This is a genomic window from Comamonas sp. 26 (genome assembly GCF_002754475.1).
In the GTDB taxonomy this organism is placed as follows: Bacteria; Pseudomonadota; Gammaproteobacteria; order Burkholderiales; family Burkholderiaceae_C; genus Comamonas.
Window position 1 is genome coordinate 786,237 of the sequence record NZ_PEFL01000001.1, and the last position, 26,501, is coordinate 812,737.

7 protein-coding genes and 1 tRNA gene are annotated in these 26,501 nt (G+C 60.3%); 3 read left to right on the forward strand and 5 right to left on the reverse strand.

Annotated elements, in window-relative coordinates:
* Window positions 1-37 precede the first annotated feature (37 nt).
* From CLU84_RS03720 to CLU84_RS03730, 3 genes are read left to right on the forward strand one after another with little or no spacing between them, the layout of a single operon-like run.
* Window positions 38-14,953, forward strand: a complete 14,916-nt coding sequence (locus CLU84_RS03720) for an Ig-like domain-containing protein (protein ID WP_158235167.1) — start codon at window positions 38-40, stop codon at window positions 14,951-14,953.
* A gap of 36 nt (window positions 14,954-14,989) precedes the next feature.
* The gene (locus tag CLU84_RS03725) at window positions 14,990-16,354 is read left to right on the forward strand and encodes an efflux RND transporter periplasmic adaptor subunit (protein WP_099735994.1); all 1,365 of its coding nucleotides are present in this window, start codon (window positions 14,990-14,992) and stop codon (window positions 16,352-16,354) included.
* A gap of 6 nt (window positions 16,355-16,360) precedes the next feature.
* On the forward strand, window positions 16,361-18,472 hold the full coding sequence (locus CLU84_RS03730; protein ID WP_199173681.1) for a site-2 protease family protein: 2,112 nt from the start codon (window positions 16,361-16,363) through the stop codon (window positions 18,470-18,472).
* A 397-nt stretch (window positions 18,473-18,869) separates the two neighbouring features.
* Here CLU84_RS03730 and CLU84_RS03735 read toward each other — a convergent pair.
* From CLU84_RS03735 to CLU84_RS03755, 5 genes are all read right to left on the reverse strand, one after another.
* Window positions 18,870-18,959, reverse strand: a tRNA-Ser gene (locus CLU84_RS03735).
* Between the two features lie 101 nt (window positions 18,960-19,060).
* On the reverse strand, window positions 19,061-21,283 hold the full coding sequence (locus tag CLU84_RS03740; RefSeq protein WP_233209917.1) for a site-2 protease family protein: 2,223 nt from the start codon (window positions 21,281-21,283) through the stop codon (window positions 19,061-19,063).
* A complete protein-coding gene (locus tag CLU84_RS03745) occupies window positions 21,283-21,732 on the reverse strand; it encodes an HlyD family secretion protein (protein WP_233209918.1) in 450 nt (149 codons plus the stop codon). Before CLU84_RS03745 ends, CLU84_RS03740 begins: the two co-directional genes overlap by 1 nt.
* Before the next feature lie 418 nt (window positions 21,733-22,150).
* Window positions 22,151-24,448, reverse strand: a complete 2,298-nt coding sequence (locus tag CLU84_RS03750; protein WP_099735996.1) for an NADP-dependent malic enzyme — start codon at window positions 24,446-24,448, stop codon at window positions 22,151-22,153.
* Window positions 24,449-24,617: 169 nt separating this feature from the next.
* Window positions 24,618-26,105 (reverse strand): nucleobase:cation symporter-2 family protein, encoded by a 1,488-nt coding sequence (locus CLU84_RS03755; protein ID WP_099735997.1) that lies wholly within the window; start codon window positions 26,103-26,105, stop codon window positions 24,618-24,620.
* Between the last annotated feature and the right edge of the window lie 396 nt (window positions 26,106-26,501).

Consider the following 26,501-nt stretch of genomic DNA (forward strand, 5'->3'; position numbering starts at 1 on the left):
AAGCGCCATGCCACCTTCATACCGGAAGGACACTTTGATGACCCGCAAATCCCGCCCATTCTGGAACCGTCTGACACAAGCCATGACGGCACAGACCGTGAAGATCAATGCCCCCCAGCGCCAGCAGCCGGTCTCTGCCGTGCGCCCGCTGGCATTGGAGCAGCGCTTTATGTTTGACGGCGCTGCTGCGGTGGATGTGGCGCATGCCGCCGCAGATGCTGCAACACCAGTGTCAGCAGAACATGCAGTGGACACGGCCAGCGCATTGCGCCATGCGCTGACGGCGGAAGCGCAGAGGGCGACCGAGGGTCCGGCAGGTTCGACACAACGCCAGGAAGTGGTGTTCATCGATGGCCAGGTGGCCAATGTCGGCGAATTGCTCAATGGTCTCTCGGGCAATGCCGAGGTGGTGATCCTCGATCCGACCAAGGACGGCCTGCAGCAAATGGCCGACTACCTCCAGGGCCGTGAAGGCCTGGATGCGGTGCACCTGCTGTCTCACGGTGCCGATGGCACCGTGCAGGTGGGCAATGTCTGGCTGGCGTCCAGCAACCTTTCCGAACACCGCGCGCAACTGGAAAGCATCGGTGCCGCGCTCAAGGCCGACGGCGACCTGATGCTCTACGGCTGCCGCGTCGGCGACAGCAGCAAGGGCCAGGCGTTTATCGATGACCTGGCAAGCATCACCGGCGCCGATGTGGCGGCCTCCTCGGACGATACCGGGGTCGCGGCGCTGGGCGGCAACTGGACGCTGGAGCGCAGCAGCGGCGTGATCGAAACGGCCACCCTGACGGTGGATGCCTACGACGGTCTGCTGGTGACCACCTGGAGCACCGGGAATGCCCCGCTGGGTTTCTCGACCATTGGCGCGGCCGGCCGTGTGGTGGTTGGCGACTTCGACGGCGACGGCGATACCGACATTCTTTATCAGACCGGCGCCAATGGCAGTCCCTGGGCTTATTCGCGGAGCAACGGCAATGGAACCTTTACCCAACTGACATTGGCGCAATCGCCGTTTGCCGGGTTAGCGCTGCTGGACCATACCAATTCCAACTACTTCGTTGGCGATTTCGATGGCGATGGTGATATCGATGTGCTGGTCGGGGTGAACGGCACCTCCGGGATGTTCCTGCGCAACGACAATGGTGTTTTCAGCAGCCAATCCAGTGCGAGCTTTCCGCAGCCCGCTGTCGGCTCTCGCATGGTGGTGGGTGATTTCGACAACGATGGTGATACCGACATCCTTTATCAGACGGGCGGCTCTGGCAGTGCCTGGGCCTACGCCCGCAGCGAAGGCGGTGGCAACTTCACGTTTCTGACTCAGGGGACTTCGCCTTTCGCCGGGCTGACACTTCCGGACCACGGGGGCAACAACTATTACGTTGCCGATTTCGACGGCGATGGTGACCTGGACATCCTGGCCGCGGTCAGCGGAGCCACCGGCACCTTCCTGCGCAACAATGGCAGCAGCTTCAGTAGCGGCTCCACTACCACCTTCCCCGCGGCCGCCGCCAACGGACGCCTGCTGGTCGGCGACTTCGACGGCGATGGCGACGCCGACATTCTCTACCAGACCGGTGCCAACGGTACTGCCTTCCAATATGCACGCAGCAATGGTGATGGCACCTTCACCATCCTGACCCTCGCGAACTCGCCCCTGGCAGGCGTGCCCCTGGTCGACCACACTGGCGCGAACTACCGCGTCGGCGACTTCGACGGCGATGGTGACCTCGATATCTTCTCGGCCACCAACTCCAGCTCGGGCAATTTTTATGTGCAGAACGGCTCGCCGCCCGAGGTCACGGCGTCCACCCCGAGCGACAATGCCACCGGTGTCAGCCGGACCGCCAATATCGTGCTGACCTTCAGCGAGTCGGTCACCAAGGGCACGGGCAATCTCTACATCGTGCGGACCTCGGACAACGTGATAGTCGAAACCATCCCGGTCGGCAGTACGCAGATCGTGGGTTCCGGCACCACCTGGACCATCGATCCGTCGATCACCCTGGCCGCTGGCACTTCCTATGCCCTCCGCGCCGACGCCAAGACCTTCGTCGATGCCGACGGCATTGTCTTCAAGGGTATCCAGAACAACACCACGCTGAACTTCGCCACCGCGGCCAACGCCGCGCCGGTAATCGCCAACCTCAACGGCGACTCCGTCAGCTACACCGAAGGCAGCACTGGCACGCGGCTCGATGCCAGCGGCAATGCCACCGTCACCGATGCCGACACCACCCTGTTCACCGGTGGCATCGTCACCGCGTCGATCACCAGCAACGGTGTGTCTGGTGAAGACGTCCTGTTTGTCGTCAACGAGGGCACAGGCCCCACGCAGATCAGCGTCTCTAGCAGCAACATCTCCTATGGCGGCGTCCAGATCGGCACCTTCACCGGTGGCACAGCGGGCAGCCCGCTGGTGATCACCCTCAACGGCGCGGCGGACGCCACTGCCGTCACTGCGCTGGTGCGCAACCTGACCTACCGCAACACCAACGATGCCGACATTGCCACGCCGACGCGCATCGTGCAGGTCACCATCAGCGATGGCACCGGCGCCACCAGCGCTGCGGCCTTGGTGACGGTAGGCATCAACGCGGTCAACGACGCACCGACCCTGACCGCCACCGGCGCCAACCCGACCTTCACCGAGAACGGTACGGCGTCCAGACTCTTCAGCGGCACCACCATTAGCACCATCGAAGCGGGGCAGACCATCACCGGGCTGATCATGCAGGTCAGCAACTTAGCCGATGGAAGCCTGGAAAAGCTGGTCATCGACGGCACCACTGTCAACCTCACCGACCTGACGTCGGTGACCACGGGCACCAACGGTCTGAGCGTGTCGGTTGCCGTCTCCGGCAGTACCGCCACTGTGACCGTCACCCATGCCGGTATATCCACGGCGCTGGCGCAGACCATCGTCAACAACATCGCCTACCGCAACGACAGCGATAGCCCGCAGGGCGCTTCACGCACCGCCACCCTGACCGCCGTTCGCGACAGCGGCGGCCTCGCCAACGGCGGGACTGAAATCGGCATGTTGTCGATTGCCAGCGTGGTGACCCTGGTGTCGGTGAACGATGCTCCGACCCTGGCCGGTGGGCCTTACGTCCTGACGGGCACGACCGAAGACACTACCTCCCCTGGAACCTCGATAGCCACGATGCTGGCCGGCCTCACCTACGGCGACCTGGACACCGGCGCCCAGAAGGGTATCGCGGTGACCGCGGTCAGCGGCAGCGGCTCTTGGCAGTACTCCACCAATGGGGTCACCGGCTGGACCAACTTCGGCACGGTGTCCACCGGAGCCTCGTTGCTGCTGGCGCAAACCACGTACGTGCGCTTTGTCCCCGGCGGCGCCAACGGCGAAACCGCGACCCTGACGTTCCGCGCCTGGGACCAGACCAGTGGTCTGGCGTCCTCCAGTGCCGTGCCGCGCACCGCCGACACCAGTGTCTCCGGCGGCAGCACCGCGTTCTCCTCGGGCACCGCCTCGGCCTCGCTCACCGTCACCGATGTCAATGACGCGCCGGTGCTCACCCCTGCCGCGCCGACCCTGCCAGGCCTGACCGACGGCTCGATCAACAACAACGGCGTCCTGGTCGGTTCGCTGTACGGTGCCAATTACACCGACGTCGATACCGGCGCCCTGAAAGGCATCGCCATCACCAGCCTGAACAGCGGCAACGGCACTTGGCAGTACAGCCTCGACGGCACCACCTGGAGCAACGTCGGCACCGTGTCGGCGAGCAGTGCGCTGCTGCTGCGTGCCAGCGATCACGTGCGCTTCGTACCGGACGGCATCAACGGCACCACCGCCAGCGTCACCTTCCGCGCCTGGGACCAGACCAGCACCAGCGCCGGACAACAGGGCACCAAGGTTGATGCCTCAGTTGCCGGCGGCACCACCGCGTTCTCCACGGCCCTGGACACGGCCAGCGTGACCGTGACCGCAGTCAACGATGCGCCGACCATGACCTCCAGTTCCGGCACCGTGTCCTGGGCCGAAGGTAACAACACCACGTCCACGCCGGTGGTCATCGACTCCGGCGTGACCATCGCCGACCCGGATGGTCCGAACCTGAGCCAAGCCACCGTGATCGTGTCCAACCATTACGTGGGCCAGGACCAACTGGGCTTCACCAACAACCCCGCCACCATGGGCAACATCATCGGAAGCTGGAACGCCGCCACCGGCGCTCTCACCCTGACGTCGGTCGGCAACCAGGCGAGCCTGGCGCAGTGGCAGGCCGCGTTGCGCTCGGTGACCTACACCAACCTGTCGGAAAACCCGACCACCACCACCCGCAACATCGAGTTCCAGGTCACCGACGGCGGTGGTCTGGATGCCTCCGCCGTGACCCGCAGCATCACCCTCACCGCGGTCAACGATTCGCCGATCATCACGGCGCCGTCGAACACACAGGTGGTCGAGGACATCGCCTCGGTCATCAACCTGATCAGCATCAGCGATGTCGATTCCAGCAACGCCATCGTGACCCTGAGTGTCGCCTCGGGCACGCTCAACGCCACCAGCGGCAGCGGCGTGACCGTGGGCGGTACGTCCAGCGCGCTGACCCTGACCGGCACCATCACTGACATCAACACCTTCATCGCCAGCAACAAGCTGAGCTACACCACGGCGGCCAACGACACCGCCAACGTGACCCTGACCATCAGCGTCGATACCGGCAGCGTCAGCACCACCAGTACCACCATGACCCTCACTGTCAACCCGGTGAACGATGCACCGGTGGCGACGGTGCCGCCATCGATCGGCATGGTCGAGGATGTCCCGGGTGCACTGACAGGCATCAGCTTCAGCGATGTCGATGCCGGCAGCGCCTCGGTCACCGCGACGTTCTCGGTGCCAAGCGGCGTCCTGCGCGCGGTCTCTGGCAGCGGGGTCACGGTGGATGGTTCGGGTACCGGAACGCTGACACTGTCCGGCAGCCTGAGCGATATCAACGCCTTCATTGCCGCCACCCGGGTGTCGTTCCAGACTGCGCTCAACAGCACCGACAGCGTGCTGCTGAGGGTATCGATCAACGACAACGGCAATACCGGCGGCGGTGCGCAGACCGATAGCAAGACCGTGATCATCAACGTCACCGCGGTGAACGATGCGCCGGTCAACAGTGTGCCGGGTGCTCAGAGCACCAAGCAGAACGAGGTTCTGGCGTTCAACACCCTTAAAGGCAACGGCATTTCGGTCAGCGATCCGGATGCCGGCAGCAGCAATGTGATCGTGATCCTCAACTCGGTGAACGGCACCATGTCGCTGACCGCTGCCGGCGGTGTGAGCTTCGTGTACGGCGATGGCGTCGATGACACCTCCATGCGCATGCAGGGTACCCTGGCTGATCTCAATACCACGTTGCAGAGTCTGACGTTCAAGCCTACCACCGGCTTCCTCGGCAATGCTCAAATGAGCATCCAGACCAACGACATGGGCTTTTCCGGCAGCGGCGGTGCCAAGACCGATTTTGATCTGATCCTCATCACCGTAGTTCCGGGGAACCCGTTGGTCACAAGCGTTTCTACCCAGGGCCTGGACCGTACCGTGAAGATCGGCGACGAAGTGTTAATCAACATGGTCTTTGACCAGACGGTGAACGTCGACCTCAGCGGCGGCAAGCCAAGTCTGTTGCTGGAAACCGGGCTGCTGGATAGCAGCGCGGTCTACATGAGCGGGGCAGGCAGCAACACGCTGGTGTTCAAGTACATCGTGCAGGCCGGTGACACCAGCGCCGACCTGGACTTCCAGAGCACGGCGGCGCTGCAACTCAATAACGCGGTACTGACCAACACCACTGGCGATGTGGCGATCCTGACCCTGCCGACCGTAGGCGGCGCGGACTCTTTGGGCGGTCGCAGCAACATCGTGGTCGATGGTGTGGTACCGGTGGTGACCAGCGTCGGCATGCCGTCCGATGGCAGCTACATCATTGGCCAGAACCTCGATTTCACGGTCAACTTCAGTGAAAACGTGGTGGTCAATACCCTCGGCGGCATCCCGCGTATCGCCGTGACCCTGGACACCGGCGGCACGGTGTACGCCCAGTACGCCTCCGGCTCCGGCAGCAGCGCCCTGGTGTTCCGTCTGGTGGTGGCGAGCGGGCAGCTCGACAGCACTGGCGTCACGCTCGGCAGCAGCCTCGATCCCAACGGCGGCAGCATCCATGATGCCGCTGGCAACGACAGCGTGACTGCGTTGAACAACGTCGCCAGCCCGACCAACGTCAAGGTCGACGGTGTGGTGCCGACAGTGGTCAGCGTGTCGGTTCCGGCCGATGGCAGTTACAAGGCCGGCAGCGAGCTGTCCTTCACAATGACAGCCAGTGAGGCGGTCCAGATCGGCGGGCTTGCGCCACGGCTGGTGCTGAATGTGGGCGGCGTGACTCGCTACGCAACTTATATCTCTGGAAGCGGCAGTTCGGCGCTGACGTTCCAATATGTGGTGCAAAGCGGTGACAACGACAGCAACGGCATCACGGTCAGCAGTCTCGACCTTTGTGGCGAACAACTGACCGATCTTGCCGGCAATGACCTCAACCTGACGCTGAACAGCATGGGCAGCACCGCTGGTGTAATGGTGGATACCACGGCGCCGACTGGCAGCAGCATCGTGCGTGTCGATTCGAACCCGACCAACAGCGGCTCGGTTAGCTTTACCGTGACGTTCGACGAATATGTCAGCGGCGTGGGTACGTCGGACTTCAACCTGACCTGGACCGGCACCGCGTCCGGCACCATTGCCTACGTCACCTCGGTGGATGGTCGGACCTACACGGTGCTGGTCAATGGTATCGGCGGTGAGGGCACCTTGGGCCTGGATCTGAACGCCAGCGGCACCGGTATCGTCGATGCCGCCGGCAATGCGATTACCGGCGGCCTGACCGGAGCCAGCTACACCATAGACCGCGTGGCACCGAGTGTAGTCAACGTCGGTGTGCCGGCCAACGGCACCTACGTTGCCGGGGAGAACCTGGACTTCACGGTCAACTTCAATGAAGCGGTGCAGGTGGACACCACCGGTGGCACGCCGAGTATCGCCGTGACCCTAGACACCGGTGGCACCGTATATGCCAGCTACGTGTCCGGCGCTGGCACCAGCTTCATGGTGTTCCGCCTGACGGTTGCCATCGGCCAGCTCGATACCGACGGCATCAGCCTTGGCAACATCATTCAGCTCAACGGTGCGACGATGCGCGATGCCGTGGGCAATGATGTTATTACTTTACTCAATAGTGTTGCCAATACTGCCAACGTGCGCGTTGACGCTATACCTCCAACGGCCACCATCGTGGTGAGCGACACGGCGCTGGCCGTGGGCGAGACCTCGCTGGTGACCATCAGCTTCAGCGAAGCAGTCAGCGGACTGACCACCTCTGACTTCTCTGTGGCTAACGGCAGTCTGAGCGACCTCAGCAGCAGCGATGGCGGCCTGACCTGGACGGCGACCCTGACGCCGACAGTCGGCGTCACCAACACCAGCAATCTGATCACGCTGAACAACACCGGCTATGCGGATGCTGCGGGCAACACCGGCACCGGCGCAACGGACTCGAACAGCTACGCCATCGACACCCTGCGCCCGACGGCCACCATCGTGGTGAGCGACACGGCGCTGGCCGTGGGCGAGACCTCGCTGGTGACCATCAGCTTCAGCGAAGCAGTCAGCGGACTGACCACCTCTGACTTCTCTGTGGCTAACGGCAGTCTGAGCGACCTCAGCAGCAGCGATGGCGGCCTGACCTGGACGGCGACCCTGACGCCGACAGTCGGCGTCACCAACACCAGCAATCTGATCACGCTGAACAACACCGGCTATGCGGATGCTGCGGGCAACACCGGCACCGGCGCAACGGACTCGAACAGCTACGCCATCGACACCCTGCGCCCGACGGCCACCATCGTGGTGAGCGACACGGCGCTGGCCGTGGGCGAGACCTCGCTGGTGACCATCAGCTTCAGCGAAGCAGTCAGCGGACTGACCACCTCTGACTTCTCTGTGGCTAACGGCAGTCTGAGCGACCTCAGCAGCAGCGATGGCGGCCTGACCTGGACGGCGACCCTGACGCCGACAGTCGGCGTCACCAACACCAGCAATCTGATCACGCTGAACAACACCGGCTATGCGGATGCTGCGAGCAACACCGGCACCGGCGCAACGGACTCGAACAGCTACGCCATCGACACCCTGCGCCCGACGGCCACCATCGTGGTGAGCGATACGGCGCTGGCCGTGGGCGAGACCTCGCTGGTGACCATCAGCTTCAGCGAAGCAGTCAGCGGACTGACCACCTCTGACTTCTCTGTGGCTAACGGCAGTCTGAGCGACCTCAGCAGCAGCGATGGCGGCCTGACCTGGACGGCGACCCTGACGCCGACAGTCGGCGTCACCAACACCAGCAATCTGATCACGCTGAACAACACCGGCTATGCGGATGCTGCGAGCAACACCGGCACCGGCGCAACGGACTCGAACAGCTACGCCATCGACACCCTGCGCCCGACGGCCACCATCGTGGTGAGCGACACGGCGCTGGCCGTGGGCGAGACCTCGCTGGTGACCATCAGCTTCAGCGAAGCAGTCAGCGGACTGACCACCTCTGACTTCTCTGTGGCTAACGGCAGTCTGAGCGACCTCAGCAGCAGCGATGGCGGCCTGACCTGGACGGCGACCCTGACGCCGACAGTCGGCGTCACCAACACCAGCAATCTGATCACGCTGAACAACACCGGCTATGCGGATGCTGCGAGCAACACCGGCACCGGCGCAACGGACTCGAACAGCTACGCCATCGACACCCTGCGCCCGACGGCCACCATCGTGGTGAGCGACACGGCGCTGGCCGTGGGCGAGACCTCGCTGGTGACCATCAGCTTCAGCGAAGCAGTCAGCGGACTGACCACCTCTGACTTCTCTGTGGCTAACGGCAGTCTGAGCGACCTCAGCAGCAGCGATGGCGGCCTGACCTGGACGGCGACCCTGACGCCGACAGTCGGCGTCACCAACACCAGCAATCTGATCACGCTGAACAACACCGGCTATGCGGATGCTGCGAGCAACACCGGCACCGGCGCAACGGACTCGAACAGCTACGCCATCGACACCCTGCGCCCGACGGCCACCATCGTGGTGAGCGACACGGCGCTGGCCGTGGGCGAGACCTCGCTGGTGACCATCAGCTTCAGCGAAGCAGTCAGCGGACTGACCACCTCTGACTTCTCTGTGGCTAACGGCAGTCTGAGCGACCTCAGCAGCAGCGATGGCGGCCTGACCTGGACGGCGACCCTGACGCCGACAGTCGGCGTCACCAACACCAGCAATCTGATCACGCTGAACAACACCGGCTATGCGGATGCTGCGAGCAACACCGGCACCGGCGCAACGGACTCGAACAGCTACGCCATCGACACCCTGCGCCCGACGGCCACCATCGTGGTGAGCGACACGGCGCTGGCCGTGGGCGAGACCTCGCTGGTGACCATCAGCTTCAGCGAAGCAGTCAGCGGACTGACCACCTCTGACTTCTCTGTGGCTAACGGCAGTCTGAGCGACCTCAGCAGCAGCGATGGCGGCCTGACCTGGACGGCGACCCTGACGCCGACAGTCGGCGTCACCAACACCAGCAATCTGATCACGCTGAACAACACCGGCTATGCGGATGCTGCGAGCAACACCGGCACCGGCGCAACGGACTCGAACAGCTACGCCATCGACACCCTGCGCCCGACGGCCACCATCGTGGTGAGCGATACGGCGCTGGCCGTGGGCGAGACCTCGCTGGTGACCATCAGCTTCAGCGAAGCAGTCAGCGGACTGACCACCTCTGACTTCTCTGTGGCTAACGGCAGTCTGAGCGACCTCAGCAGCAGCGATGGCGGCCTGACCTGGACGGCGACCCTGACGCCGACAGTCGGCGTCACCAACACCAGCAATCTGATCACGCTGAACAACACCGGCTATGCGGATGCTGCGAGCAACACCGGCACCGGCGCAACGGACTCGAACAGCTACGCCATCGACACCCTGCGCCCGACGGCCACCATCGTGGTGAGCGACACGGCGCTGGCCGTGGGCGAGACCTCGCTGGTGACCATCAGCTTCAGCGAAGCAGTCAGCGGACTGACCACCTCTGACTTCTCTGTGGCTAACGGCAGTCTGAGCGACCTCAGCAGCAGCGATGGCGGCCTGACCTGGACGGCGACCCTGACGCCGACAGTCGGCGTCACCAACACCAGCAATCTGATCACGCTGAACAACACCGGCTATGCGGATGCTGCGGGCAACACCGGCACCGGCGCAACGGACTCGAACAGCTACGCCATCGACACCCTGCGCCCGACGGCCACCATCGTGGTGAGCGACACGGCGCTGGCCGTGGGCGAGACCTCGCTGGTGACCATCAGCTTCAGCGAAGCAGTCAGCGGACTGACCACCTCTGACTTCTCTGTGGCTAACGGCAGTCTGAGCGACCTCAGCAGCAGCGATGGCGGCCTGACCTGGACGGCGACCCTGACGCCGACAGTCGGCGTCACCAACACCAGCAATCTGATCACGCTGAACAACACCGGCTATGCGGATGCTGCGGGCAACACCGGCACCGGCGCAACGGACTCGAACAGCTACGCCATCGACACCCTGCGCCCGACGGCCACCATCGTGGTGAGCGACACGGCGCTGGCCGTGGGCGAGACCTCGCTGGTGACCATCAGCTTCAGCGAAGCAGTCAGCGGACTGACCACCTCTGACTTCTCTGTGGCTAACGGCAGTCTGAGCGACCTCAGCAGCAGCGATGGCGGCCTGACCTGGACGGCGACCCTGACGCCGACAGTCGGCGTCACCAACACCAGCAATCTGATCACGCTGAACAACACCGGCTATGCGGATGCTGCGGGCAACACCGGCACCGGCGCAACGGACTCGAACAGCTACGCCATCGACACCCTGCGCCCGACGGCCACCATCGTGGTGAGCGACACGGCGCTGGCCGTGGGCGAGACCTCGCTGGTGACCATCAGCTTCAGCGAAGCAGTCAGCGGACTGACCACCTCTGACTTCTCTGTGGCTAACGGCAGTCTGAGCGACCTCAGCAGCAGCGATGGCGGCCTGACCTGGACGGCGACCCTGACGCCGACAGTCGGCGTCACCAACACCAGCAATCTGATCACGCTGAACAACACCGGCTATGCGGATGCTGCGGGCAACACCGGCACCGGCGCAACGGACTCGAACAGCTACGCCATCGACACCCTGCGCCCGACGGCCACCATCGTGGTGAGCGACACGGCGCTGGCCGTGGGCGAGACCTCGCTGGTGACCATCAGCTTCAGCGAAGCAGTCAGCGGACTGACCACCTCTGACTTCTCTGTGGCTAACGGCAGTCTGAGCGACCTCAGCAGCAGCGATGGCGGCCTGACCTGGACGGCGACCCTGACGCCGACAGTCGGCGTCACCAACACCAGCAATCTGATCACGCTGAACAACACCGGCTATGCGGATGCTGCGGGCAACACCGGCACCGGCGCAACGGACTCGAACAGCTACGCCATCGACACCCTGCGCCCGACGGCCACCATCGTGGTGAGCGACACGGCGCTGGCCGTGGGCGAGACCTCGCTGGTGACCATCAGCTTCAGCGAAGCAGTCAGCGGACTGACCACCTCTGACTTCTCTGTGGCTAACGGCAGTCTGAGCGACCTCAGCAGCAGCGATGGCGGCCTGACCTGGACGGCGACCCTGACGCCGACAGTCGGCGTCACCAACACCAGCAATCTGATCACGCTGAACAACACCGGCTATGCGGATGCTGCGAGCAACACCGGCACCGGCGCAACGGACTCGAACAGCTACGCCATCGACACCCTGCGCCCGACGGCCACCATCGTGGTGAGCGATACGGCGCTGGCCGTGGGCGAGACCTCGCTGGTGACCATCAGCTTCAGCGAAGCAGTCAGCGGACTGACCACCTCTGACTTCTCTGTGGCTAACGGCAGTCTGAGCGACCTCAGCAGCAGCGATGGCGGCCTGACCTGGACGGCGACCCTGACGCCGACAGTCGGCGTCACCAACACCAGCAATCTGATCACGCTGAACAACACCGGCTATGCGGATGCTGCGAGCAACACCGGCACCGGCGCAACGGACTCGAACAGCTACGCCATCGACACCCTGCGCCCGACGGCCACCATCGTGGTGAGCGACACGGCGCTGGCCGTGGGCGAGACCTCGCTGGTGACCATCAGCTTCAGCGAAGCAGTCAGCGGACTGACCACCTCTGACTTCTCTGTGGCTAACGGCAGTCTGAGCGACCTCAGCAGCAGCGATGGCGGCCTGACCTGGACGGCGACCCTGACGCCGACAGTCGGCGTCACCAACACCAGCAATCTGATCACGCTGAACAACACCGGCTATGCGGATGCTGCGAGCAACACCGGCACCGGCGCAACGGACTCGAACAGCTACGCCATCGACACCCTGCGCCCGACGGCCACCATCGTGGTGAGCGACACGGCGCTGGCCGTGGGCGAGACCTCGCTGGTGACCATCAGCTTCAGCGAAGCAGTCAGCGGACTGACCACCTCTGACTTCTCTGTGGCTAACGGCAGTCTGAGCGACCTCAGCAGCAGCGATGGCGGCCTGACCTGGACGGCGACCCTGACGCCGACAGTCGGCGTCACCAACACCAGCAATCTGATCACGCTGAACAACACCGGCTATGCGGATGCTGCGAGCAACACCGGCACCGGCGCAACGGACTCGAACAGCTACGCCATCGACACCCTGCGCCCGACGGCCACCATCGTGGTGAGCGACACGGCGCTGGCCGTGGGCGAGACCTCGCTGGTGACCATCAGCTTCAGCGAAGCAGTCAGCGGACTGACCACCTCTGACTTCTCTGTGGCTAACGGCAGTCTGAGCGACCTCAGCAGCAGCGATGGCGGCCTGACCTGGACGGCGACCCTGACGCCGACAGTCGGCGTCACCAACACCAGCAATCTGATCACGCTGAACAACACCGGCTATGCGGATGCTGCGAGCAACACCGGCACCGGCGCAACGGACTCGAACAGCTACGCCATCGACACCCTGCGCCCGACGGCCACCATCGTGGTGAGCGACACGGCGCTGGCCGTGGGCGAGACCTCGCTGGTGACCATCAGCTTCAGCGAAGCAGTCAGCGGACTGACCACCTCTGACTTCTCTGTGGCTAACGGCAGTCTGAGCGACCTCAGCAGCAGCGATGGCGGCCTGACCTGGACGGCGACCCTGACGCCGACAGTCGGCGTCACCAACACCAGCAATCTGATCACGCTGAACAACACCGGCTATGCGGATGCTGCGAGCAACACCGGCACCGGCGCAACGGACTCGAACAGCTACGCCATCGACACCCTGCGCCCGACGGCCACCATCGTGGTGAGCGACACGGCGCTGGCCGTGGGCGAGACCTCGCTGGTGACCATCAGCTTCAGCGAAGCAGTCAGCGGACTGACCACCTCTGACTTCTCTGTGGCTAACGGCAGTCTGAGCGACCTCAGCAGCAGCGATGGCGGCCTGACCTGGACGGCGACCCTGACGCCGACAGTCGGCGTCACCAACACCAGCAATCTGATCACGCTGAACAACACCGGCTATGCGGATGCTGCGAGCAACACCGGCACCGGCGCAACGGACTCGAACAGCTACGCCATCGACACCCTGCGCCCGACGGCCACCATCGTGGTGAGCGACACGGCGCTGGCCGTGGGCGAGACCTCGCTGGTGACCATCAGCTTCAGCGAAGCAGTCAGCGGACTGACCACCTCTGACTTCTCTGTGGCTAACGGCAGTCTGAGCGACCTCAGCAGCAGCGATGGCGGCCTGACCTGGACGGCGACCCTGACGCCGACAGTCGGCGTCACCAACACCAGCAATCTGATCACGCTGAACAACACCGGCTATATGGATGCGGCTGGCAATAGCGGAACGGGTACGACGGTATCCAATGCATATGCCATCGATACTCTTGACCCGGTGGCACCGGGAATTACGCTGGACCAGACTACGCTGGTGAATGAGAAGCAAGTCTCCCCAACGGGCTTGGTCTTCGTTTCTGGCCTAGAGATGGAAGGAAGCTGGCAGTATTCCTTGAACAATGGCGCGTCCTGGATTGAAGGCCGCGGTAATACTGTTCAGCTACCTGATCTGGGTGCATTCAATCTCTGGGTTCAGCAAAGGGATGCGGCAGGCAATCTATCAATGGTGACAGCACTCAGCGGCATTGTTGAGCCATTGATACCCCCAACCGTGCAACTCCTAAGCGCCCCGACCATGAATGATGCGTTGACCGAACTTGGTCTCGCACCATTTCAGCCTTCAGAGGTATCAGAGCCAAATGCTGATTTTCTGCGTCCGGCGTCAACGGCGTTCAACACATCGTCTCAAAAAGAGGGGCTGTACGGCTCCGATAGTTGGTCTGGGTACGGAATCCCACAGTCAATTGCAGGCATCAACGACTGGATGTGGGCATCGTCTTTCTCGCTGGCAGAACCCAATCGCTCTGGATTTGATTTGGCACTCGAGCAGTTTTCTGTTTCGAGTGGGGCCAGCATTCTGGATCTGAAGCCCATACTCCTAGCGTCGGATAGCCCGTGGGATATCGCGTTACTCCAGTTCAGCTTCTCGGGTAAGCAAGAACTGCCCAGATGGGTTCTCTTGGACCGTCACACAGGCCAGCTATTTATCAATGCTCCCAAGGACCTGAGCACAACGCTTGTCTTGCAAATCAAGGTCAGCGATGGAAACGGCCACGAGTCGGTGCGAACTGTGAAGCTGGTAGTAGGCGATGCACGGACCACATCCAGTGTGCCCACAGGGCGAGCGGGGCTGAGTGAGAAGATGGCCAATGCTGCTAATCAGCAGGCTGAGAAAAGGATGTCTCAGTATGTCCGAGGTTGATGTGATCATGAGTGCAGCATATGAGGCGGTTTTGCCATGAACGCAGCCATTTCTCCTCAAAGCGCGAACCCGGCAATGCTGCTGCTTGAGCTGGGGCATCGTGCCAGAGCTGCACGCAGTAATGCCGAGCTTCGTTTTTTGTTGGTCAACGATAGCCGTTTACTCGTACCTTACCGTCAAGCATGTTTGTGGCTGGACAACGATGGAGTGACGGCTCTATCCGGAGTGGTCGAAACTGATAGAAATACGCCTTATGCCCAGTGGCTGCATGAGGTGTGCCGATTTCTTCATGCAAAGCAGTCTGTTCAGCTTCAATGCATTGGGCCAACTCAGCTCCCTCCGGAGTTGGCAAGCTCATGGAACGAATGGTTGGGACCCTATGCGGTGTGGGTGCCTCTATTACAAGATGCTAAGACACCTGCTTCCTGCGGCGGACTTCTGCTTTCGGGGACGCAGCTCATTGAAGACCAGCGCATTCCGCTTCTCGTGGAATGGAGTCATATCTGGCTTCATGCCTACACGGCATTGCAAGCAGGCCAGCCCAGATTATGGAGAAAGCTTACGGTATCAAGAGTTGCGACCAAGAACTGGTGGCGAAAGAAGCCTGTCTGGATCATCGGCGGGCTTATCGCGCTTAGTGCTGTCCCAGTGCATATGAGCGTTCTTGCTCCGGGTGAACTGGTGGCGGCTCAGCCTGTAGTGTTGAGAGCGCCTTTGGACGGTGTTATTGATCAGGTCCATGTCCAGCCCAATCAAATGGTAAGTAAAGGTGAACGCTTATTTGGACTTGATGAAGCTCAGATCAGCAGCCGGTTAGAGGTTGCTAAACAAGCTTTGCTGACCGCTGAAGCTGAGTATCGGCAATCTGCCCAATTGGCTTTGGGCGATGCTCGCTCCAAGGCACAGCTGGCAGCGCTTGTAGGGCGCATAGGCGAGAAGCGTGCCGAGGTGCAATATCTGAGTGATCAGCGTGACCGCAGCCGTGTACTGGCACCTGAAGATGGCATGGTTCTGTTCGACTCGCCCACCGAATGGCTTGGCAAACCTGTGCAGACTGGTGAACGGGTGATGCGCATCGCCCGTCCTGACGAGGTAGAAATTGAGGCCTGGGTTCCCATCGGGGATGCCATTCCATTGACCCAAGGTTCTCCAGTCAAACTGTATCTGGCTGCTAACCCTATGGCAGCCCTAGAGGGAAGGCTTCGGTATATGGCATATGACGCCAGCGCCAAGCCGGATGGTAGTTATGCCTACCGAGTGCGAGCCTCTATGCCGTTCAATAAGGATGAGGCTCGTATTGGCCTCAAAGGTACTGCCAAGCTCCAAGGCGATTGGGTGCCGTTGGTCTACTGGGTTCTGCGCAAGCCATGGGCCGTATTGCGCCAGTTCTTTGCTTGGTAAGTCAATATGAGTACTGCATGGCCTGCTTTGCGTGAAGAGCTGGATTTGCTCCCCGGTCCTGTGCTGCCCGATGGCCAGCCCAGCTGGACTTTGCATGATCCTGTGCGCAATCTTTTTTTTCAGCTGGACTGGGCCAGCTTTGAGGTGCTCAAGCGCTGGCATCTGGGCGCAGCGGAAGCGATTACACGAAACATTATGGCTCAAACGACGTTGACGCTCCATAAGGAAGACGTGAACACGTTTTTCCAGTTTGCGCAGCGAAATGACCTGTTGGAGCCACCTTCCAATAGTGCCGACGCGCTGGCCGAGCGATGGCAGTCTAGGCGTTCAAGCTGGCTGCAATGGCTTCTTCATAATTACCTCTTTTTCCGAGTCCCTCTGATCAAGCCTGATCCCTGGCTGACACGATGGGCGCCTGCGCTGGAGTTTTTATTCAGCCGAACTTTTGGCTGGATCAGCCTGCTGGCTCTGTTTGCTGGACTCTGGGGCGTTTCGCGCTCCTGGGGAACGTTTACGGCCACTCTGGTCGATTCGCTGTCCTGGCCAGGAATGCTGGCCTATGGTTTGATGCTAGGTTTTGTTAAGCTGCTTCACGAGCTGGGGCACGGCTTGATGGCCAAGCGATTTGGATGCCGCGTCCCGACCATGGGCATCGCCTTTCTGGTGCTATGGCCGGTGGCATACACCGATACCAACGAGGTCTGGAAATTGACACAGCGTGACCAGCGTCTCAAGGTAGCAGGTGCAGGAATTGCAACGGAGCTGATCATCGCAGCTTGGGCCTTGCTGGCGTGGGTCTGGTTACCTGAAGGAGCACCTAAATCCATGGCCTTTTTGCTGGCCACAACAACATGGGTCAGCACCTTGGCCATCAATGCAAGCCCTTTCATGCGCTTTGATGGGTACTTCCTGTTATCCGATTTTCTACAAATGCCCAATTTGCACTCACGTGCCTTTGCTCTCGCACGCTGGGACATGAGAGAAAAGTTATTCAAGCTCGGCGAACCTCCGCCTGAGTCCTTCTCCAATACCAAACGCCGTGGGCTCATTCTGTTTGCCTGGGCTACCTGGATTTATCGATTGGTTCTTTTTTTAGGTATTGCCGCCTTGGTCTATCACTTCTTCATCAAGGCATTGGGCATTTTGCTGTTTCTGGTAGAAATTGTGTGGTTCGTTGCCAAGCCTCTCTGGTCCGAGATTTCAGCATGGTATTCACGCTGGCCGCAGATCGTCCGTAGTCGAAGAGCACAATGGAGTGCCATTGGATCTCTTGTACTGATTGCACTTTGCTGGCTGCCCCTGCCTGCCCCAGTTCGTACTGAAGGCATGTTGCAGTCCAGCGAGATATGGCCTTTACACGCGCTTGATGCATCGCAGCTGCAGCAGCAAATGTTTGGCGACGCACGCACGGTCGAGGTTGAAGCCCCTGTCTTTATGCTGTACTCCCCGGCTCTCAAGGCCGCTCAGGCTCAAAACGATGCGCAGAGGACTCAGTATTCGCAGCAAATAGCGGCAGCAGGTTTCGACTCGGAGCTGCGCAGGGACTGGCAGGTTCTGCAAGAGCGTCAACTACAGGCGGCCACCCAACAGCAGGCGGTGGAAACCGAAGCCAGTCGCTACCGTCTGAATGCCTCGGGCGCCGGAGTGCTGCGCGACGTGGATCCGGATCTTCGATCGGGAGACTGGCTGGCCCGGAATGAATTGCTGGGTAGAGTCGTGGGCAGCGATCGGCTGGAGGTTCTTGCCTATGTGCAGGAAGAGGATGTTCAACGCATCAGTATCGGCGACAGCGCAATATTTATCGCTGACGCTGGCGTGGGGCCGGTATTGGATTTGACAGTGCGCAGCGTTGATCAGGATGCGAGTCGTACCCTCTCGGAGGCAGCGCTGTCTGCGGCAGCAGGAGGCATGATTCAGGTCCGAAGCATGCAAGGCACCCTATACCCGGAGCGTCCGGTCTATAGAGTGGTGCTGAATGTGGTGACACCGCTTGAAACAGACGCTGTTTTGCAACACCGTTGGCGTGGCAAAGTCAGCATTCGCGGCCAATGGGAAGCGGCTGCGGCGCAGTTTGTGAAGACCGCGACGAGTGTCTTTTGGAGGGAGGCAGGTTTTTAGCCTCAATGGATAGCTGCAAAGTCATTTTTGAGCTTGCAGAAAAGACGGATTGAGTAGGCAGTAGGCGGCAAGATCCAATAGCTGGTTTGAAATATGAAGTGCGAATTTACGCTTTTGTCATAAATGACTTCTTCCGGCGAAAGCTGCCATTGATCAAGAAAAAATGAAGGGTCGCAACCAGCCTAGAGCCGTCACTGAGCCTGTGCCTCGCGTAGGCTAGAGCACAAAGAAAAAGCCCATCAAGATCTTGATGGGCTTTTTCTTTAAATTTCAAAATTACCTAGCACATTTTTGCGAAAAAGCAAAATATGGCGAAACGTGAAATAAAGCATAACCTGTCTGTTTCGGCCACTTTATGCTTAACGGCACAGATTTGACGCTGTGTGCGTCGATGTACTGGCGGGGACTGTGAGATTCGAACTCACGGAAGGATCACTCCTTCGGCAGTTTTCAAGACTGCTGGTTTAAACCACTCACCCAAATCCCCGGATGGCAGGATTCTACACAATGATTGTGGGCAATCCAGCGTTGTGTGCGTTTTGTCTTTGTTCTTGAAAACAATAGCATCTAGCGCTGGATGAGACAGAGTTAGAAGCCACTTTCACGAATAACCACAGCCAGACCGTTTTGCATCACATGCCAGAGCCAGCTGCTGCGCTCTGCGCTGATGTGGGCGGTGCCGCGCAGCTCGCGCATCTGGGGTGGGAATGCTTTGAGTTTCAGGCGTACCCGGTAAAGCGGTTGCACGGGGCGAACTTCTTTTTCGTGGGGCTGGGCTGAAATGGTTCCGCCGTGGCGGGCGTCTAGCGTTGTGTAGGGCAGTTGCTGGCTTCTTGCGCTATCCACATCAAGCACGGTGGCGTCTATAGGGGTGCCCCAGCGCTGTGGCCAGAACTGCGCTTTTGCACCGGGGGGGATGCGATGCACTTGCTGCTGATCGACGTAGGCATCGACAACCCAGCTTTGCGGATCGACCAGTACGCCCAGCGGGATTTTGGTGCTGACCCAGGAGCCAGCGCGCAGATGCGGATCTACGTCGCGCCAGTCGCCGGTAAATTCGGCTTTGAGCTGGAGCTGGGCGGCTTCCTCATCAATGGCACGGGTTTCGGCCAGCTGCTCTTCGAGGCGGCGAATAGTGGCTTGCTGAGTGTCCAGACCTTGCTCTTGACCCATGAGCTGGGGAAGCTGGTTGGAAAGTGCGGTCACGCTGGCTTCGGTGCGGGCTTTGCGTGCCTGAAGGTCAGGCATATCGAGCTGGGCCAGCGACTGGCCGGCGGCAACTTGGCCTTGCGGAGTGAGCTTGAGTACTTGCGCGGCCTGCGGGCTGTAGACGACTTGCAGGCGCTCAGCACGGGCGACACCGGGGGCTTTGAGGTCTGCAGACCAGGGGAATGCGGCGAGGGCGACGATGATGCCCACAAAGCTCCAGATCATGAAGCGATTGCGCTTTGGGACTTCTGACCAGCGTTTTTTCCAGACCATGAGTTCAGTCCAAACAGGTTTTGCGACAAACCACCACAGCTCTACGGCCAGCAGAAAAATGCCAAGTGCCTTGAAGAAGAAGTAGTAGACGGCGAAGGCGATACCGAGGAAGACGGTGAGTCGGTAGAGCCAGGTGATATAGGCGAAGAGGCGCAGTTTCCAGAGCACTTCCGGGCGAAATGATTCTGGATCGGGTTCGTTCAATCCCAGCAGCTTGCGCCGCATAAAGGCTTTGGCGATAGCCCCTGCACGTTCGTGCAGGTTGGGGAAATTGATGATGTCTGACAGGATGAAATAGCCGTCAAAGCGCATGAAGGGGCTGGCGTTCAGGGCGAGTGACAGGATCCAGCCGGTGGTTGCCATGTAGAGCATGGACTGGCGAAGAATGCCGTCGTCCAGCAGCGCCCAGGCGAGTGTTGCAAGTCCTGCCAGTGCCAGCTCGGTGCAGACCCCGGCGATGGAGATAGCGAGCCGGTGCTTGTGGTTGCGCAGTCGCCAGGATTCGCTGGTGTCGGTGTAGAGCATGGGCCATAGCACGACCATGGCAAATCCCATGTGTGCGACGCGTACGCCGAGCCGGGTGGCAACCAGTGCGTGCCCCAATTCGTGCAAAGTCTTAGAGACGACCAGCGCCAGTGCAAAGCCGGCCAGGCCCGAGGGCGAGAGCATGTCCATGAAGCTGTTGACAAAGGTATCCCATTGCCGGGTCACCAGAATCAGACCCAAGGCCGTTGCACCCAGCACCAGCCAGAGCGCTGTGCGGGTGAACAAAGGGTCCAGCCAGGGCATCATGGCCTGCAAAAAACGCTGTGGACGAATGACAGGTACACGGACGAAGAGGTAGGTGTGTAGCCACCATTTACCGCTTTTCCATTTGGCCTCGCCGCTTTTCTTTTGCAGTTGCTCCACTTTTTGCGGCGTGGCGCGCAGCAGGCTGTGCTGGTCTAGGAACTTGGCAAACTCGGCGATTTGCTCTTCATCCACCTCCAGCGTGGTGCTTGTGTTGATGTCTTGCGCCATCTTGGCTGGTGGCAGGTGCCAGCGCAGCAGGCATTCATACTCCAGCCAGCCTATGCGATAGAAGCGGTTGGTGATGGGGTCTTGAATGGCCCAGGCGGGAGCGCCATCTGGGAAGGGTGCGCTCTGATGCAACTTCAGATCTTCGCGCAATGGTGGTGCCGGAGGCGCGGCTTTGGGCTCTTTGGCTTGATCGGCTTTGCCTGCCAGCCCCAGCGCGGCCAGCGCATCCGATGGGAGCTTGCTGGAGGGCAAACCGCCATGTTTGGCGGCCTGACTCTCTATATCCGCAGGCGCAATGGGTTGCGACATCAGAGACCGCTCCACTCACGGGCAGTCGCTAGTGGACGGCGCAGCAGGTAGTAGCTCAATACAACCCAGCCGCCAGAGATCTTTGCCGTACCGTGAAGGCCGATGCGGGTGTCATCCAGTGACTGACCTTCGTCCAGCGTGGCGCGCAAGCGGTAGCTGGAGACGTTGTCTGGCGAGAGACTGGCCTGATAACTGGTCTCTGTGACCGTTGCGCTCAAAGGCGACAACGGTTTGACTGTCAGAAACAGTTTGACGGCCGCTTTTTCATCCAGCACCAATGCATCCGCAACGGGCAGATAGATCAGCACGCCGGCTGATTTTGGGTTGGCCACTTGCATGATGCGCTCGCCCGTCACGACGGGGCGGCCCAGCCAGTCATCGGCAGAGCCAAAAACGGCAATCCCATCATGCGGTGCGCGTACTTCAATCCGGGTCAGCTGGGATTGCACTGCAGCCAGCTCGGCCCGCTTTTCCTGGGCGCGGCCTTGCAGCTGGGTCAGCTCGCCTTTGCTCTGAAAATTATCGAAAGCTTTTATTCAATCGGTTGACTTGCTTATGTAAGAAAAAGCGCACATTTTTTGAGGCTTTATTCCGTAGTAAAGGCTTACATAAAGCGAAAAATTCCTATTGTTTAAGATAGAAATTTATGCTTGTTTTTTATAAATTGAATTTTAATGGTGTGGTTTTAATTTGGTGCAATTTGAGGCTCTGTTGACCTTTGGTTGCAATTTGGTGGCTTTATAGCAACGATTGAGTTTCAAAATGATCGGCGTGACCAAAAGGTCATCGGTTGACAAAGCAAAAAAGAACGCCCCGAAGGGCGTTCTTTTGTATGTTCAGGCCAGAAGCCTGAGAGATTCGACTTGATCAGTTGCGCAGTGCGATGGCTTGAGCCGCAGCCAGAGCCGTCATGTTGACTACGCGGCGCACGGTGGATGAGGGGGTCAGCACGTGAGCCGATGCGGCGCAGCCCATCAGGATAGGGCCGATAGTGGTGCCGTGGGCGCCGGTGGTCTTGAGCACGTTGAACAGGATGTTCGCTGCGTCAAGGTTAGGGCAGATCAGCACGTTGGCTGCGCCAGTCAGTGTGGAGTCCAGCAGCGAGTGGCTGCGAACTTCAGCGGACAGGGCTGCATCGCCGTGCATTTCGCCATCGCACTCAATGTGCGGGTTGGCGGCTGCGAACAGGTCACGTGCGGCGCGCATCTTGCGGGCGGAGCCGCGAGTGGACGAGCCGTAGTTGCTGTGCGACAGGAAAGCGACCTTGGGAGGCAGACCAAAGCGGGCGACTTCGTCGGCAGCCATCTTGGCGATTTCTGCCAGCTCTTCGGCGCTGGGGGTTTCGTTGATGTAGGTATCAGCAACAAACAGCGTGCCGGATTCGAGCATGACGGCGTTCACTGTGGCGAACTCGTTGGCACCCTTCTTCAGGCCCAGCACATCTTCCAGGTGCGTCAGGTGGCTGTCGAAGCGACCGACCAGACCGCACAGCATGGCATCGGCATCACCCAGGTGCACCATCAGAGCGGCGATCAGAGTGTTGGAGCGGCGCACGGCTGCCTTAGCAGCTTCGGGGGTGACGCCGTCACGGCCCATCAGCTTGTGGTAGGTCTCCCAGTACTGACGGAAGCGAGGGTCATCTTCAGGGTTGCAGATTTCCACGTCCTTGCCGGGCTGCATGCGCAGGCCAGCCTTGGCGATACGGGCTTCGATGACAGCGGGGCGGCCGATCAGGATGGGCTTTGCCAGACCGTCGTCCAGTGCGACTTGCACGGCGCGCAGTACGCGCTCGTCTTCACCTTCGGCATAGGCCACGCGCTGCTGACCAGCCTTGGCGGCGGCAAACACGGGGCGCATGAACATGCTGGTCTGGTAGACGAAGCGGGTCAGGCTTTCGCGGTAGGCGGCGATGTCTTCAATGGGGCGGGTGGCCACACCGGATTCGGCAGCTGCCTGAGCCACAGCTGGAGCGATACGCAGGATCAGGCGTGTATCGAAAGGCGTGGGGATCAGATAGTCGGGGCCGAAGGTCAGTTCCTTGCCCTGGTAGGCGGCGGCGACTTCATCGCTGACGTCTTGCTTGGCCAGTGCGGCGATTTCGCGCACGCAGGCCAGCTTCATGGCTTCGGTGATCTTGGACGCGCCGCAATCGAGTGCGCCACGGAAGATATAGGGGAAGCACAGGACGTTGTTGACCTGGTTGGGGTAGTCCGAGCGGCCGGTGGCGATGATGCAGTCAGGGCGGACGGCCTTGGCCAGTTCGGGGCGGATTTCCGGTTCGGGGTTGGCCAGGGCCAGAATGATTGGCTTGTCGGCCATGGTCTTGACCATGTCGGCAGTCAGCACGCCAGGGGCGGAGCAGCCCAGGAACACGTCAGCAGCGTCCACGGCGTCAGCCAGTGTGCGGGCGTCGGTATTTTGGGCGTACTGAGCCTTGGATGCGTCCAGACCGCCGGGGCGACCTTCATAGATCACGCCCTTGGAGTCGCACATGAAGACGTTTTCACGCTTCACGCCCAGACCGACCATGACGTTGACGCAGGCAATGGCAGCGGCACCGGCACCGGAGACAGCGATCTTGACCTTGTCAATTTCCTTGCCCACCAGTTCCAGACCGTTCAGCAGAGCGGCGCTGGAGATGATGGCGGTGCCATGCTGGTCGTCATGGAACACCGGAATGTTCATGCGCTTGGAGAGTTCCTGCTCAATGTAGAAGCACTCGGGCGCCTTGATGTCTTCAAGGTTGATACCGCCCAGAGTGGGTTCCATGGCAGCGATGATGTCGATCAGCTTATCGGGATCGCGCTCGGCCAGTTCGATGTCGAACACGTCCACACCGGCAAATTTCTTGAACAGGCAGCCCTTGCCCTCCATCACGGGCTTGGAGGCCAGAGGGCCAATATCGCCCAGGCCCAGCACCGCAGTGCCGTTGGTGATCACGCCAACGAGATTGCCGCGCGAGGTGTACTCGGCTGCAGTGGAGGGATCCGCCTCGATGTCCAGGCAGGGATATGCCACGCCTGGCGAGTACGCCAGAGACAAGTCACGCTGATTGGACAGGGGCTTGGTGGGGGTGACGGAAATCTTGCCTTTGATGGGGCTGCGGTGGTATTCGCGGGCCGCATCGCGCAGGGCTTGTTCGGCGGAGGACAGGTTTTGTGTCATACGAAATTTATCAGCAAGGTTGCGTCTCTGAGCTTACCGGATGGTGAGAGGCTTTTTGGGTCAGGTCTGTTTTGCCTGAACTGCACCGACAACAAACCCCCTGGCGCATGGATATGCAGCAGGGGGCTTAGGCCGGCGGGTAGGCCGGCTGATTCAAGGGGCTTGACGTTTAGTGAGCGTCTGCCTCGCGAGCTGCGTTGATTGCAGCGGTGTTGTCTTTGGCGGCGCCGTTAAAGAAAAGATTCAGTGCCAGAGCGGTAATCGAAGACAGCAGGATACCGGATTCGATCAGCGGATGGATGGAATGAGGCATCCATTGACGGAAATTAGGTGCAACCAGAGGAATCATGCCAACGCCAATAGACACTGCCACGATCATGGCGTTGTGCTTGTTGTTGCGGAAGTCCACGTTGGCCAGAATGCGAATGCCTGTGGAGGCCACCATACCGAACATCACCAGACCTGCGCCACCCAACACCACGGTGGGAAGAGATTCGATCAGGGCGCCCATCTTGGGCAGCACGCCCAGGACGATCAGGATGACACCACCGGCCACGCAGACCCAGCGGCTGAGCACGCCGGTCACGGCCACCAGACCCACGTTCTGCGAGAAGCTAGTGTAGGGGAAAGTGTTGAAGATACCGCCGATTACGGTACCCAGACCATCGGTGCGCAGGCCGCGTGTCAGTTCATCCTGCGAGATTTCGCGCTTGGCCATGTCGCCCAGAGCCAGGAACATGCCGGTGGATTCGATCATCACCACTACCATCACCAGGGACATGGTCAGGATCAGGATGGGGTCGAACACGGGGTAGGCAATCTCAAAAGGCAGCACCAGAGTGAACCATTCGGCCTTGGCGACCTTGTCGAAGTTCATCAGGCCCATGGCCACGGAGATGACGCCACCGATCAAGATGCCCATCAGCACCGAGATGTTGGCCATGAAGCCCTTGGCAAAGCGTGCAATCAGCAAAATGGACAGCAGCACGATACCCGAGACGGCAGCGCCTTGCAGATCCGCATACTTGGGGTTAGGCAGGGTGGGCAGCACCGAGAAGCCCTTGGGCACGGGTGGCAGGACAGAGCCGGGAGCGCCAGCCATGGCCTGGGCTTCAGCCAGCCACTTCAGGTGCTCTGGGTTGGGCACGGAAGGTGCTGTTGGGCCCACGGGGTTGCCGAAGATCCAGTTGATACCCACGCGCATCAGGCTGATACCGATCACCGCAATGATGGTGCCGGTCACGACGGGGGGGAAGAAGCGCAGCATGCGGCTGATGATGGGCGCAATGAGGATGGATATTACCCCCGCGCCAATGACCGAGCCAAAGATAAGACCTGCGCCGGCGTTGCCGCCCGTGCTTTGTGCCATGGACACCATGGGGGCCACGGAGGCAAAGGTGACGCCCATCATCACGGGCAGCTTGATACCGAACCACTGGGTTGCGCCCATGGCCTGAATCAGGGTGACCAGACCGCAGACGAACAAGTCGGCAGAGATCAGGTGCGCGACCTGCTCTGGAGGCAGGTTCAGGGCACGGCCCACAATCAGTGGCACTGCCACTGCGCCTGCATACATGACCAGCACGTGTTGCAGACCAAGTGCGGTCAGCTTGCCTGCTGGCAAGACTTCATCGACGGGATGCACGTTGGATGTCATAAAAATGTCTCCTCACTCCATATTGGGATCAGGTTGGCGCACAGCTGTTGCCGCTGCGTCAATCCATACAAAAAGTGTATACAGAGCGAAAACACGAATATCTCCCGGTAAACCCTGTCTAAAAATCGTTAACAGGTTTCAAAGATTTGGGTTATGTTATTTCTGCATGATTTGTGAGGAAATTTATTGTTTGCTATATAAATAGGAGCTTTTATCGCTTTACCTGTATGTTTTTTGTTTTGATATTGTCTTGTTATTGTTTTTTTTAAAAGAGTTGTAGCTATTAAATTAATAGCTTTGATTGCACAACATGCCTTTCATCAAGAAATAAAGTGAGTTATGCATGCGCAGGTCATGGCAGTTGAAACATTTCGCTTCTGAAAAGCGAGAGGTATA